Source organism: Yersinia sp. LJYL362, from assembly GCF_048323875.1.
Genome location: NZ_JBLWEX010000178.1, coordinates 1 through 13,718, shown reverse-complemented (window position 1 = coordinate 13,718; position 13,718 = coordinate 1). Strand labels below are relative to the sequence as shown.

Sequence of the window (13,718 nt, the reverse complement as noted above, 5' to 3'; positions counted from 1 at the left end):
TCAGATCAGTAATCACGGGCGACTATTCATACTGATTGCAATATACATACGGGTATTTAAAGCCAAAACAGTATTATGAACCGGCTTTCAATCAAATGAGACAGGTATTTTCACAAACTCAGGTCAGCGGTGCCATGATCTAGACCTTTGTCGTGCATTGTTATCTGTGCTCACCGCTTTCAATTTTCCCAGAGCGTACGCAATGCAATGGCGAAACGTTCACTCCACGGGCGACAAAACCGTGCAACCACTCCGGGGCAATACTTAACACCTGCCGGGCCGATGACTCCGTGTCAAATTCGGCAAAGACACAAGCTCCGGTTCCGGTAAGGCGTGACGGAGCATATTCTAACAGCCATGAAAGAGCCTGTTCAACCTCGCGAAAACGTTTTCTTGCGATTGGTTCGCAATCATTTGCGTACGGAGTGCTTAAAAGCGCCGCCAGTGGGCGAACTGGCGTATTTCTTTTTAATTCAGGATCAGAAAAAATAATGGGTGTTGGGATGCTTACACCGGGGTGAACCACCAAATACCACTTCTCTACAGGCTCGGCGAAGGACAACTTTTCACCAATTCCTTCGGCAAAGGCCGCATGACCGCGAATAAAGACGGGCACATCAGCCCCCAATGTGAGGCCCAGAGTGGCTAATTCTTCATCAGACAGACCACACTGCCACAGGGTATTGAGTGCCACTAACACCGTCGCTGCATTGGACGAACCGCCCCCCAATCCGCCCCCCATTGGCAAGCGTTTATCGATGCTGATATCTGCCCCACGAGGTACTTTGGCTGAGCTGGGGTGTTGTTGTTGCAAGTGCTGTTGCAGCAACCGCGCCGCGCGGATGATCAGATTTTGTTCGTTTTCCACCCCGGTAATGGGGGTTAATAGCCGAATCTGCCTGTCATCACGGGGTACAATCGTCAGTTCGTCGCCATAATCGAGAAACTGGAACAGAGTCTGTAATAGGTGATAGCCATCAGCGCGTTGCCCGGTGATATAAAGAAACAAATTTAATTTAGCGGGTGACGGCCAGACGTATTGATGGGTATTTGCCATACTATTTGACCGTCCAGTTATCCATCTTCAGCTTGATACGCTGACCACCCTGACTGAGCTCCATGCGGCTAGGCAAAGCCGGTGTGACCTGAGTATTGTATTCTTGATAATCCACCACCCACGTTACGCCATCTTGTTGGTAAGTCAGCTGTTTCAAGCGGTATTTGTCGTCGAGAGTAAAGTCAGTGGTATCACCTGGCAAGCCCAGAATCCATTGGCGTAAACTTTCCAGTGGAATCGACATCCCGGTTAATTTTTGAATCATTTCTTGCGGATCATTACTGACATAGCGTTTGCCTTGATTGTCAGTTAATTGGGTTACACCAGGTTGGACGACCAATTCTAACTCGGTGCTACCCAACGGATTGGTGAGCAACAGGCGATAGCGTTCGGGGGCAGTTTGTTGCCAGAAGAAACGCGCATACACTTTTTGCTTTTCTGAGATATAAGCAAAAGCACCGCGGGTTTGAAATTGGCTCAATTGCTGTAATTGCTGCTCATGCTGACGCCATTGTGGCGAGGTGGGGCTGGTCGCTGGGCCGGAAGGTGGCGTAGTACTACAGGCAGCTAAGAGCAAAGTAGCTAACGGAAGTAGGCGATAAAAACTGATTTTGCGCTGAGGCATATGGGTATAAATCCTATCGGTCGCAGGGTTTTTCACTGGCGCACGTTTTATAAAGCAATATTATGATAAAGCAAATTTAGTTGATGTGTTTGAATAATGGGCATCATTGTCGCTCACGCTAACGACCTGAGGGCTGAGCGTCAATATCTTGTTCTATGTTGTACATCATATAATCAATTATTGAGCATAATTTGGGATAATACTTAGGATGATGCACTGTGACTTTTATTGATCCCGCGCATCAAGTAGAATGCGGTTCAGACGAGAATCCATACTAACATCAGTATTACTCGAAGCCGTTCTCATGACTCTGCTTGCATTAGGCATTAACCACAAAACCGCTCCTGTATCGTTACGTGAACGGGTGACATTTTCACCTGAATCGATCGATCAGGCACTTGCTAGCTTGCTCCAACAGCCGTTGGTGCAGGGCGGTGTCGTGTTGTCTACGTGTAACCGAACTGAGTTATACCTCAGCGTAGAACAGCAAGAAAATCTGCACGAACAACTGATTGCCTGGCTGTGTAACTACCATAAACTCAGCCCGGATGAAGTGAAAAAGAGCCTCTATTGGCACCATGGCAATGACGCAGTGAGCCATTTGATGCGCGTGGCCAGTGGGCTGGACTCCTTAGTGCTGGGCGAGCCACAAATTCTGGGGCAGGTGAAAAAAGCCTTTGCTGAGTCGCAGCGCGAGCAATCGCTCTCTGGTGAGTTGGAGCGGTTATTCCAAAAAACATTTTCGGTCGCCAAACGGGTTCGTACAGAAACTGAAATTGGCGCCAACGCTGTTTCGGTGGCGTTTGCTGCCTGTACCTTGGCACGGCAAATCTTTGAGTCACTGTCAGAACTGAATGTATTGTTGGTTGGCGCAGGGGAAACCATTGAGCTAGTGGCTCGTCATCTGCGCGAACATCAAGTCAAGCATATGATTATTGCGAACCGTACCCGCGAACGCGCCCAAGCGCTGGCAACCGAAGTGGGGGCAGAGGTGATTACGTTGCCAGAGATTGATGCCCGCCTGGCCGATGCCGATATTATTATCAGTTCGACCGCCAGTCCGCTGCCCATTATTGGTAAAGGGATGGTGGAACGTGCGCTGAAAAGCCGTCGCAATCAGCCTATGCTGTTTGTCGATATCGCGGTGCCGCGTGATATTGAGCCGGAAGTCGGTAAACTGTCGAATGCCTATTTATATAGTGTTGATGATTTACAGGCGATTATTCAGCACAATATGGCGCAACGCCAAGCGGCTGCCGTTCAGGCCGAGTCGATAGTGCAGCAAGAAAGCATGAATTTTATGACCTGGCTACGCGCTCAGGGGGCGGTTGAAACCATTCGTGATTATCGCTCTCAGGCTGAACAGGTGCGCAGTGAAATGACGGCAAAAGCGTTAGCCGCCATTGAACAGGGAGCCAATATTGAACAGGTGGTAAATGAACTGGCTCACAAGCTAACCAATCGCCTGATTCATGCTCCCACCAAATCCCTCCAGCAAGCCGCCAGTGATGGCGATATGGAGCGGTTGCAATTATTACGCGACAGCCTTGGGCTGGATCAGCATTAGTTTCCTCTAATTACAGGGTTTAAAACCACGGATGAAGTCTTCTATTGTTGCCAAATTGGAAGCGTTACAAGAGCGCCACGAAGAAGTGTTAGCGCACCTTGGCGATGCCAATGTTATTGCCGACCAAGACCGTTTCCGCGCGTTATCACGTGAATATGCGCAATTGACGGATGTCACTCGCTGTTTCAAAGAATGGCGCAGTGTACAAGATGACATCGAAGCAGCAGAAATGATGCTCGACGATCCCGAAATGCGTGAAATGGCGCAGGACGAACTGAAAGAAGCGAAAGCGCGCAGTGAAGAACTGGAACAACAACTGCAAGTTCTGTTGCTACCCAAAGACCCTGATGATGAGCGTGATTGCTTCCTGGAAATCCGCGCCGGAACCGGGGGTGACGAAGCGGCTATTTTTGCCGGTGACATGTTCCGCATGTATAGCCGCTATGCTGAAGCCCGCCGCTGGAAAGTGGAAATCATGAGCGCCAGTGAAGGTGAACATGGCGGTTATAAAGAAGTGATTGCCAAGGTCTCCGGTGATGGCGTCTTTGGCCAGTTAAAATTTGAATCGGGCGGCCACCGTGTTCAGCGCGTACCAGAAACCGAATCGCAAGGGCGAATCCATACCTCGGCTTGCACTGTGGCGGTGATGCCGGCTATTCCCGAAGCTGAAATGCCGGAAATCAATGCGGGTGACTTGCGCATCGATACCTTCCGCTCTTCAGGTGCCGGTGGTCAGCACGTTAACACCACGGATTCAGCCATTCGTATTACCCATATTCCCACCGGAATTGTGGTGGAATGTCAGGATGAGCGCTCGCAACATAAGAACAAAGCCAAGGCGATGTCAGTGTTGGGCGCCCGTATTCGTGCCGCAGAGATGCAAAAACGGCAACTGGCCGAGGCCTCTGAGCGCCGTAACTTATTAGGCTCTGGCGACCGTTCTGACCGCAATCGTACCTATAACTTCCCGCAAGGGCGCGTGACAGACCATCGTATCAACCTGACACTTTACCGTCTGGATGAGGTGATGGAAGGGAAACTGGATATGCTTATCCAGCCGATTGTGCAGGAATATCAAGCGGATCAACTCTCTGCGTTGTCTGAGCAAGATTAATGGATTATCAGCAGTGGCTGTCGCAAGCGGTAGCCCGTTTTAACCAAAGTGACAGCCCAAAGCGCGATGCCGAAATTATACTGAGCTTTGTAACAGGGCGGGCGCGCACCTATTTGTTGGCCTTTGGTGAAACCCAACTGACCGCCGAGCAATTGGCGGCGTTAGAGCCATTGGCCGCGCGGCGTGAACAAGGTGAGCCGATTGCCTATCTGGTGGGGGAACGCGAGTTTTGGTCGCTGCCGTTGAGTGTTTCCTCCGCCACATTAATTCCTCGCCCGGACACCGAATGCTTAGTTGAGCAAGCTTTGGCGCATTTACCTGCCACTCCATGCCGTATTCTGGATTTAGGCACTGGTACTGGTGCAATTGCTTTGGCATTAGCCAGCGAGCGCCCAGATTGCGCGGTGATGGGGGTTGATATTCAAGCTGATGCTGTTGCTCTGGCCCGTCATAATGCCAAGAAACTCGCGATAAATAATGTGGATTTCCTGCAAAGTAGCTGGTTTGACTCGGTCAATGGGCGATTTACGCTGATTGTGAGCAACCCCCCCTATATTGATACCAATGACCCTCATCTAAATGAAGGTGATGTGCGCTATGAACCACACAGTGCGCTGGTGGCTTCAGCTGAGGGCATGGCCGATTTGGCCGAAATTATTCGCCAGTCACCGGCTTATTTAGAGGTGGGGGGATGGTTGATGTTAGAGCACGGTTGGCAGCAAGCCAGCGCAGTACAAAAACTGCTTAACAATAGCGGATTTAGTGCTGTAATGACGTATAAAGATTATGGTAATAATGATCGCGTGACTTTGGGACAATGGGCACTTAGACAAGAAAATTCCCGTTCAGCATAAATTAAGGACTGAGAGACATGTGGGTTGACTACATCGCCATGAAATATTTGCATTTACTCACCGTGGTTATCAGTATTACGCTGTTTGTGTTACGTTTCTTCTGGAAATGTCGCGGTTCAGCTATGATGGATAAACGCTGGGTAAAAATAACGCCGCATATCAATGATACGCTGCTGTTTGTCAGCGGCATTGTATTGATTTTTATGACTGGATTTTATCCTTTCAGTCCGCAAGGAACCTGGCTGACTGAAAAGTTGTTTGGCGTTATTATCTATATCCTGCTTGGCTATGTTGCATTAGGTAAGCGAACTCGCAGCCAGAATCGTCGCTGGCTTGCCTTTATACTCGCATTGGGTTGCCTGTATTTAATTATAAAACTGGCAACAACTAAGTTACCACTGCTGATGGGATATCTATGAGTAGCATTGCTGATTTCGAATTTAACAACGCGTCCCTGTGTGATGGGGTGTTACTGGTTACCCAGGAGATTCGACAGAATTTTCCACTGGCTGATGTACGCAATCAACTGCACCAGCTCGTCGATGATGCCAGGGCTGCAATGCCCGACGGTCTCAATCAGGATCAGCAATTAGAAGTGCTTATCGATCTGTTTTACCGTAAGTGGAAGTTTGGTGGTGCAGGTGGTGTGTACCGCCTGTCAGATGCAATCTGGTTGGATAAAGTGCTGGATAAGCGGCAGGGGACTCCGGTATCACTCGGGGTGATTTTCTTGCATATCGCGCATCAACTGGACTTGCCATTGATGCCGGTTATTTTCCCAACCCAATTGATTCTTCGCGCGGATTGGCTAGATGAAGAAATGTGGCTGATTAACCCGTTGAACGGTGAAACACTGAACGAGCATATGCTGGAAGTGTGGATCAAGGGCAATCTGGGGTTGAGTGCTGAATTGGAAGATGAAGATTTGGAAGAAGCGGAAAACACCTTGATTGTGCGCAAAATGCTCGACACTTTAAAAGCCGCATTAATGGAAGAGAAACAGATGGAACTGGCCTTACGTGCCAGTGAAGCGGTGTTGGCTTTTGACCCCGATGACCCCTATGAAATCCGCGACCGTGGCCTGATTTACGCCCAACTGGATTGCAACCATATTGCTATCTCTGATTTAAGCTATTTTGTCGAACAGTGCCCGGAAGACCCCATCGCTGAAATGATAAAAATGCAGATCCACTCCATTGAGCAGCAACGAGTGACGTTGCACTGATACCCGTCATACTTCAAGCTGCATGTGCGTTGGCCGCCTTCCTGCAACTCGAATTATTTTGGGTATATTTATGGTAATCACCTTGTTGAGTAATAACTCACTGTAATTAATTTCGATTTATCCTTTATAAAGGTATTTGTATGAAACAGAAAGTGGTTAGCATTGGCGATATCGACGTAGCGAACGACCTGCCTTTCGTGCTTTTTGGTGGCATGAACGTGCTTGAATCTCGCGATCTGGCGATGCGCATCTGCGAGCATTATGTGACGGTCACCCAGAAACTGGGTATTCCTTACGTCTTTAAAGCCTCGTTCGACAAAGCCAACCGTTCTTCAATTCATTCTTACCGTGGTCCAGGCCTGGAAGAAGGGATGAAAATTTTTCAGGAATTGAAACAGACATTTGGCGTAAAAGTGATCACCGATGTGCACGAAATAAGCCAGTGCCAGCCTGTTGCCGAGGTCGTTGATGTTATCCAATTGCCCGCCTTCCTGGCGCGTCAAACTGATTTAGTTGAAGCCATGGCGAGTACTGGCGCGGTTATCAACGTGAAGAAGCCGCAGTTTGTTAGCCCAGGCCAAATGGGCAATATCGTTGAGAAATTCAAAGAAGCCGGTAATGATCAGGTTATTCTTTGCGATCGTGGTAGTAACTTCGGTTATGACAATCTGGTTGTTGATATGTTGGGTATCAATGTGATGGTACAAGCAACGGGCGGTCATCCGGTAATTTTCGACGTGACTCATGCATTACAATGTCGCGACCCGTTTGGCTCTGCATCAGGTGGTCGCCGTGCGCAAGTGGCTGAACTGGCCCGTGCAGGTATGGCTGTTGGCTTGGCTGGGCTATTTATTGAAGCTCACCCAGAGCCGAACAGTGCTAAATGTGACGGCCCATCAGCATTGCCATTAGACAAGTTGGAACCGTTCCTGGTGCAGATGAAAGCGATTGACGATTTGGTGAAAAACTTCCCGGAACTGGATACCAGCAAGTAATCCAATCTCCTGCGTCTTTGACGTTGTCTCGGGGAATAGACAAAAAGGCAGCTACTTATGCTGCCTGAGGTTAATGGCAAAGCTATTTGTTGCTCAGTGAGTGAAGGGTTGACCGCACCTAGGGGCGCTCCGACGGCTTACGCCGTTACGACCCCAACGGCACGTTTCCCCTTCATTTGACTTTGTCAGCAGTCTGAGGCAGCTATTTATGCTGCCTTTTTTGATCGTCATAGATAATGGTTATTTCGCGGGTAATGCCGCTAAAGCCTCAGGGAGTGAGCCGTAGAAGCTCAGCTTACCCTCAATAGGTTGCACCCGTGCTCTTGCCAGCGTTTTTAGCGGTTGGAAAGGAATATCCGTGATAATGAGCTGCTGATGCTCGCCCAAGGCCTCAGTGAAGCGCAGGAACGCATTCAGCCCTCCAGCATCAAGAACCGGCACCGCATCCCATTGCAGAATGATGGTTTCGTAATTCTCGCTACGACTGAGTAATTCATTAAATATCCTCTCTGCGGCGGCGAAGAACAGTGGGCCATTAACGCGCAACACCAACCGATGTTCATTCATTTCGACAGGAATCTCACTCAGGCGTGTCATGCGGGCAATGCGGCGCATAAACAGCAGTGAGGCCAATACAATACCTACTGTGATAGCAATCACCATGTCGAATAATACCGTCAGACTCATACACAACAGCATGACGATAATGTCGTCTTTCGGGCCTCGACGCAGTAAGTCGACCACTTTATGCGCCTCACTCATATTCCAGGCCACGATGAGCAGCAACGAAGCCATGGCGGCCAGCGGCAGATATGACAGCATCGGAGCCAGAACTAATAAAGCCAGTAGCACCAGTAGGGCATGGATAATAGCCGATACTGGCGAGGTTGCGCCTGCTCGGACGTTAGCCGCCGAGCGCGCAATGGCGGCTGTAGCGGTGATGCCACCAAAGAACGGTGCCACCATATTACCGAGACCCTGACCGACTAACTCACTGTTCGAGTGATGTTTTTGCCCAGTCATGCCATCAAGAACCACCGCGCATAATAACGACTCAATTGCCCCAAGCATTGCCATCGAAAAAGCCGCCGGGAATAGCGCCGAAAGTGTTGCCCAATTCAAAACGAATTCTTGCCCATTGACGGCGGGCAGATGCCAGGGTAAGACAAACTGCGGCAAAATAGGGGGGATACCCTGGCCTTGAGTGCCATCAGCCAATAAATAGCCAAATCGTGAGCCGATAGTGGCGACTTGAAGGTCAAATAACGATAAAACCGCCATAACAGCGGTACCTGCGACGACCGCTGGTAAGTGACCCGGTAATTTTAATTTTAACCGTGGCCAGAGAATTAATACCATCAGAGTAACAGTCGCAATTAACGTATCACTGAAGTTGATGGTTGGCAGCGCGTGGGCCAGCGCCGCCACCTTACCGACATAAGTTTCCGGCACCTCCGGCAGGCGCAGGCCGAAGAAGTCTTTGACTTGCATCGTCGCGATGGTGATACCAATGCCAGAGGTAAAACCCAGAGTAACTGACAGCGGGATATATTCAATTAAACGGCCTAATCTACCCAGCCCCATGCACAGTAAAAACACGCCAGAGAGCAATGTTGCGAGTAATAAACCGGCTAAACCAAATTGTTGTGATACAGGGTAAAGAATAACGACAAAGGCGGCGGTAGGGCCCGATACGCTGTAACGGGAACCACCGCTGACCGCAATAACAATCCCGGCAATTGCCGAGGTATATAAGCCGTACTGCGGCGGAACACCACTGGCTATTGCCAGTGCCATAGCCAGTGGAATAGCAATAATGCCGACAGTAACACCGGCAATTATATCTTTTATAAATCTTTGAAGTGTATAGGTTTCTCGCCAGCAAGCGTCAATTATCGCGCTGAACGGTCTAATGCCGTTAATTCCGTGCGTTTTCATCTAAGGTGCAAACCAAATAAAGAAAAGACAAAATAAATGGCGGGCCAATAAGGGTCCGTCTCGAGTAGCAGATAACCACGATACGCCAATTAGCAGCATGAGATCTAGATGTATATCAATCTCTGGCAGAAATAGAGATAACAGCCGGTTTTATAAAGTGGTTTAAATGAACGGATTCATGACCAGCAAGATAATTTTCTGTAAGGCTAAATTCAAACTGCCTATTATCGTGGGTAGGGCATGCTTTGAGCATCAAGTGTTAGAAACTGTGTAAAAAGCTTTAACAATAGAAGAATGCAGTTTGTCTGAAGGGATTTAACTGATTAGGAGATATCTTGTTACCCCAAGATAGGGGGAGACGGCATAATGAAATTATTCAGGAATAAAGCCTATCTCGCAGCTAAGATTTAGGTTAGAAACTATTAATCTCTACATAATATCTAAGGTTCCGATGAATCATTTAGGACTAGAACGTGACTTAATTTTAGAAAAACATCGGCTGCATGTGTGCGGTCAAAAATCAACACTGAGAATCCAAAGGACTGATGCTACGCCATGAGTGAATTAGATTCTTTGTCAACACTATACCGAGATGCGTGTGTAACCTATGCAACACTCTCTATCAGTTATTTTGCTTTAAGTAAAAACAGCGCTTTTTCCTATAACGGAGAGGTCTGGAAACGTATTTTGTTCGGTCTGGTCTCGGGGCTGGTTTCTCTTTACCTCAATCAAGATCAGTGGATTATTTCTGGCTCGTTCTTCTATAGTTTTGAATTGATCCCGATTATTTTGGTCATGTTTTATGGTGGTTGGCTGAGTGGTTTGACAGCATTGTTGATAAACTTTGCTTTTACCGGCGGGATGACACTAGACAACATATTAATAACAATAGTGATTATTCCTCTTTTGTTCTCTAAAGTATGGGAAAAAAAGAGTAGTCGCATCTTTTATACCACTATTATCTTAATTGCCATCTATAGAATGCTTACCGCTGTTTTATTGGTTCCTAATACTCTCTTCTGGACGCAGATTGTGGTATATCAACTCATTTCTGCTCTTTGTTTAGCTATTTGTTATCACGCTCTGAATTTTAAAGAGCGCCATATTTATGCGTATTTTTCGATGAAAGATAGAGCAAACATCGACAAATTAACCCAGTTGAATAACCGGTCAAGTGTCGATTATCGCCTGAATAACATTAATCACAATCGTCAGGCATGTGGTCTACTTATTTTGGATCTCGATCATTTTAAATCGGTTAACGACACCTACGGTCATGACGGCGGGGATATCCTATTAACCGAGGTGGGGAAACTATTAAGGTCCACCATCAGAGATGAGGATTTTGTGGGGCGCTATGGTGGTGAGGAATTTATTATTATTACTCATAGCCATGACCCGCAAGCTATTAAAGTGGTGGCAGAGCGAATTCGTCAGCGTGTAGAGAGTTTAGATGTGGAATTGCCCGATGGCCGAAAAGTGAAGGTGACAATTTCAATTGGTGCATCTCTTTATTTACCGGGGATGTCGATGCTAAAAGCATTGAAAATGACAGACGAAGCCTTATATCAGGCGAAGAATCAGGGCCGGAATCAAGTCGTGTACAGCCGGTTAATGCCATTTTCTCCGCTGGGAGATCGTATGCCCAAAGACAGACGCAAACGCCCTTTGTAATCCATAACTCCGGTTTTGTACCTAAGAAAAAGGCCCTGACTTTCGTCAGAGCCTTTCGCTCGAATATGGCGGTGAGAGAGGGGTTCGAACCCTCGATACACTTACGCGTATACACACTTTCCAGGCGTGCTCCTTCAGCCACTCAGACACCTCACCGTTTCGTCACCGCGCTACGCACTGCAACGGGGCGGTACTATAGTGACAGGCATGCAGATGGTCAAGCAGTATTTATTTGTTACTTGTCATCTGGTTATTCCGCATGCAGATAGGATGAATCACAGACAAATAAGATGGGATTAACGCCACTCTTTCGCCTGATGTGGGGAATCAACCATCACGTAATCTGCGCCAAGATCTTTAGCTAATTGATAATCCTCGGCTGAATTTATGCCAATCAGTAAGACTTTTGCTTCTAAGCTTCTTTTGAAACAATCCATTGCCGACGGGCTCCACACCAATTGGGTGCGGGTAACGCCTTTACCTAAGGTAAACTTCTCTACAACTTTTACATCGCGTCTTAATTCAAAGGCATAATGTTTATTTTGGCTATTGAGGGATGAGTCACCCTTATTTTTAGCTATTATGCATTTATCAGCCATAACAGCATTAGCCAGAATTTTGCGGGTTTTATGGCGTGACTCGAATTTATTAAAATTATCTGGGAGCGCGTCGAGATATTTTTGTTCAGTAGAATAGAAAAAGAGTCGTTCCGGTGACAGGATATTTTCGCTCAATTCTATTATCGCATTTGCCATTATTTTCGGGTCTGCATCCGGGGATTTAATATCAATTATAAATCTCACATGAGGATATGATAAAAGGATTTGATGCAATGAAGGGATTTTTATGTCACGTCCACGATAAATATAATGTTCGTCTTGTTTAAAGTGATAGGCGGCATCTAATAATTGTAACTCCTCCAGCGAATGCCCAGAAACAGGGCCACTGCCGTCGGTTAACTCTGCTAAATCCATGGGACGATAGAGTACGGGAATACCATCTTTGCTGAGTTGAAGAGTCACCCAAATGATAGTGGCCTCATTTAATATCGATCTGCCGATGGCATGTCGGGTATTTTCAGGGAAGTCGGCAGTGCCTGCTCGATGAGCGACTATTATGGGGGAGGCCAGTGCAGTTTGCAGATATAATAGGAATAATAAAGAAATAAATGAGATTTTCATATTGTTATGCCCTTGTGGTTTATATTTCAGAATAGAAATACTCTTCACGTTGTAGCATGTGATGACCAACGGCCACCTAATCAATTTATGACAAACGTTATTTGTCATTGCAGGGTGACTTATCATTTTATTTTTATATGGACTTGAGGCGGTGATGAGGTTGGAATTGGCTCGGCGCTAAAGACTCAAGCAGCACATGATGACCGCCTGAAATGAAAAAAGCCCATGAGCATCATGGGCTTTTCACGTTAATATGGCGGTGAGGGAGGGGTTCGAACCCTCGATACGCTTACGCGTATACACACTTTCCAGGCGTGCTCCTTCAGCCACTCAGACACCTCACCGTGTTACTGCTAGTACCATCAGCCATGTTGTATGGGCCCGACCGGCGTAATGTAGGCAAAAGTGTGCCCAGCGTCAACCCTCTTATGTGCGCTTTGTTACTGTTTAGCTAAAGTTACAGCAGTTTGCTGATTTCATCGTCATTTCTTGCGAGTAGCACTTGCATCTGCGGGTTAATCGCGGAAGTCTATTCAGTACTTTCGCAAGGAGCTGGCAAATAATGAATATTATTTTTTATCACCCATTCTTTGAGGCAAAACAGTGGTTATCAGGGCTACAGTCGCGCTTACCCGGCGCGAATATCAGGCAATGGCGGCATGGCGACACCCAACCGGCAGATTATGCGCTGGTTTGGCAGCCGCCACAGGAGATGCTTGCCAGTCGTGTTGAACTAAAAGGGGTGTTTGCGTTGGGGGCGGGGGTGGACGCTATTTTGGATCAAGAGCGGCGTCACCCCGGAACGTTACCTGCGGGCGTGCCATTGGTGCGGCTGGAAGATACCGGTATGTCATTGCAGATGCAGGAATATGTCGTGGCAACCGTATTACGCTATTTCCGCCGTATGGATGAGTATCAACTGCAACAACAACAGAAGTTGTGGCAACCCCTCGAACCGCATCAACACGATAAATTCACCATAGGCATTCTTGGCGCGGGCGTATTAGGGAAAAGTGTCGCCCACAAACTGGTCGAGTTTGGTTTTACAGTCCGGTGTTGGAGCCGCACACCAAAACAAATTGATGGAGTGACCAGTTATGCCGGACAAGAAAAGTTACCCGCTTTCATTCAAGGGACACAATTGCTGATTAATCTCTTGCCCAATACCCCACAGACGGCCGGTATCCTTAATCAGTCACTCTTTTCACAACTGAATGCCAATGCCTATATCATCAATATTGCTCGGGGAGCGCACTTATTGGAGCGGGATTTGCTGGCAGCAATGAATGCCGGGCAAGTCGCGGCGGCGACATTAGATGTGTTCGCTGAAGAACCGCTGCCGTCAATGCATCCTTTCTGGAGCCATCCCCGAGTCACCATTACGCCACATATTGCTGCGGTTACCTTGCCAGAGGTAGCAATGGATCAGGTGGTTGCCAATATTCAGGCAATGGAAGCAGGAAGGGAACCTGTTGGGTTGGTTGATGT

The 13,718-nt window shown here is 47.7% G+C and carries 12 protein-coding genes and 2 tRNA genes; 8 read left to right on the top strand and 6 right to left on the bottom strand.

Going from position 1 to position 13,718, the window contains the following annotated elements:
• Positions 1–160 precede the first annotated feature (160 nt).
• A complete protein-coding gene (gene ispE, locus ACNSO8_RS08715) occupies positions 161–1,057 on the bottom strand; it encodes a 4-(cytidine 5'-diphospho)-2-C-methyl-D-erythritol kinase (RefSeq protein WP_418394401.1) in 897 nt (298 codons plus the stop codon).
• A 1-nt stretch (position 1,058) separates the two neighbouring features.
• Positions 1,059–1,682 carry a lipoprotein insertase outer membrane protein LolB gene (lolB, locus tag ACNSO8_RS08710; RefSeq protein WP_418394400.1) on the bottom strand — a complete coding sequence of 208 codons (624 nt, stop codon included), beginning with the start codon at positions 1,680–1,682 and terminating at the stop codon, positions 1,059–1,061.
• Between the two features lie 304 nt (positions 1,683–1,986).
• Between lolB and hemA the strand changes: the two genes are divergently transcribed.
• From hemA to kdsA, 6 genes are all read left to right on the top strand, one after another.
• Positions 1,987–3,249 carry a glutamyl-tRNA reductase gene (gene hemA, locus ACNSO8_RS08705; protein ID WP_418394399.1) on the top strand — a complete coding sequence of 421 codons (1,263 nt, stop codon included), beginning with the start codon at positions 1,987–1,989 and terminating at the stop codon, positions 3,247–3,249.
• A gap of 31 nt (positions 3,250–3,280) precedes the next feature.
• Entirely contained in the window at positions 3,281–4,363 is a 1,083-nt protein-coding gene (gene prfA, locus ACNSO8_RS08700) for a peptide chain release factor 1 (protein WP_418394398.1), read from the top strand.
• Positions 4,363–5,217 (top strand): peptide chain release factor N(5)-glutamine methyltransferase, encoded by an 855-nt coding sequence (prmC, locus tag ACNSO8_RS08695; RefSeq protein WP_418394397.1) that lies wholly within the window; start codon positions 4,363–4,365, stop codon positions 5,215–5,217. Before prfA ends, prmC begins: the two co-directional genes overlap by 1 nt.
• Positions 5,218–5,234: 17 nt before the next feature.
• Entirely contained in the window at positions 5,235–5,636 is a 402-nt protein-coding gene (locus tag ACNSO8_RS08690) for a SirB2 family protein (RefSeq protein WP_019079653.1), read from the top strand.
• Positions 5,633–6,442, top strand: a complete 810-nt coding sequence (sirB1, locus tag ACNSO8_RS08685) for an invasion regulator SirB1 (RefSeq protein WP_418394396.1) — start codon at positions 5,633–5,635, stop codon at positions 6,440–6,442. Before ACNSO8_RS08690 ends, sirB1 begins: the two co-directional genes overlap by 4 nt.
• A gap of 140 nt (positions 6,443–6,582) precedes the next feature.
• Entirely contained in the window at positions 6,583–7,437 is an 855-nt protein-coding gene (kdsA, locus tag ACNSO8_RS08680) for a 3-deoxy-8-phosphooctulonate synthase (RefSeq protein WP_418394395.1), read from the top strand.
• Positions 7,438–7,677: 240 nt separating this feature from the next.
• Here the strand turns inward: kdsA and dauA are convergent, their stop codons facing one another.
• Entirely contained in the window at positions 7,678–9,375 is a 1,698-nt protein-coding gene (gene dauA / locus ACNSO8_RS08675) for a C4-dicarboxylic acid transporter DauA (RefSeq protein WP_418394394.1), read from the bottom strand.
• A 555-nt stretch (positions 9,376–9,930) separates the two neighbouring features.
• Between dauA and ACNSO8_RS08670 the strand changes: the two genes are divergently transcribed.
• Positions 9,931–11,049 (top strand): GGDEF domain-containing protein, encoded by a 1,119-nt coding sequence (locus ACNSO8_RS08670; protein WP_418394393.1) that lies wholly within the window; start codon positions 9,931–9,933, stop codon positions 11,047–11,049.
• 66 nt (positions 11,050–11,115) lie between these two features.
• Here the strand turns inward: ACNSO8_RS08670 and ACNSO8_RS08665 are convergent.
• The 3 genes from ACNSO8_RS08665 to ACNSO8_RS08655 form a co-directional block, all read right to left on the bottom strand.
• A tRNA-Ser gene (locus ACNSO8_RS08665) sits at positions 11,116–11,205 on the bottom strand.
• Between the two features lie 140 nt (positions 11,206–11,345).
• Entirely contained in the window at positions 11,346–12,230 is an 885-nt protein-coding gene (locus tag ACNSO8_RS08660; protein ID WP_418394392.1) for a glycerophosphodiester phosphodiesterase family protein, read from the bottom strand.
• Positions 12,231–12,484: 254 nt separating this feature from the next.
• Positions 12,485–12,574, bottom strand: a tRNA-Ser gene (locus ACNSO8_RS08655).
• Positions 12,575–12,792: 218 nt separating this feature from the next.
• Between ACNSO8_RS08655 and ghrA the strand changes: the two genes are divergently transcribed.
• The coding region (gene ghrA / locus ACNSO8_RS08650; RefSeq protein ID WP_418394391.1) for a glyoxylate/hydroxypyruvate reductase GhrA at positions 12,793–13,718 on the top strand (926 nt) is incomplete at its 3' end.

Excerpts from the sequence above, each read along its gene's own strand:
- ACNSO8_RS08690 (WP_019079653.1), top strand. The coding sequence starts at position 5,235 with ATGTGGGTTGACTACATCGCCATGAAATATTTGCATTTACTCACCGTG.
- dauA (WP_418394394.1), bottom strand. The coding sequence starts at position 9,375 with ATGAAAACGCACGGAATTAACGGCATTAGACCGTTCAGCGCGATAATT.
- prfA (WP_418394398.1), top strand. The coding sequence starts at position 3,281 with ATGAAGTCTTCTATTGTTGCCAAATTGGAAGCGTTACAAGAGCGCCAC.
- ispE (WP_418394401.1), bottom strand. The coding sequence starts at position 1,057 with ATGGCAAATACCCATCAATACGTCTGGCCGTCACCCGCTAAATTAAAT.
- lolB (WP_418394400.1), bottom strand. The coding sequence starts at position 1,682 with ATGCCTCAGCGCAAAATCAGTTTTTATCGCCTACTTCCGTTAGCTACT.
- sirB1 (WP_418394396.1), top strand. The coding sequence starts at position 5,633 with ATGAGTAGCATTGCTGATTTCGAATTTAACAACGCGTCCCTGTGTGAT.
- hemA (WP_418394399.1), top strand. The coding sequence starts at position 1,987 with ATGACTCTGCTTGCATTAGGCATTAACCACAAAACCGCTCCTGTATCG.
- kdsA (WP_418394395.1), top strand. The coding sequence starts at position 6,583 with ATGAAACAGAAAGTGGTTAGCATTGGCGATATCGACGTAGCGAACGAC.
- ACNSO8_RS08660 (WP_418394392.1), bottom strand. The coding sequence starts at position 12,230 with ATGAAAATCTCATTTATTTCTTTATTATTCCTATTATATCTGCAAACT.
- ACNSO8_RS08670 (WP_418394393.1), top strand. The coding sequence starts at position 9,931 with ATGAGTGAATTAGATTCTTTGTCAACACTATACCGAGATGCGTGTGTA.
- prmC (WP_418394397.1), top strand. The coding sequence starts at position 4,363 with ATGGATTATCAGCAGTGGCTGTCGCAAGCGGTAGCCCGTTTTAACCAA.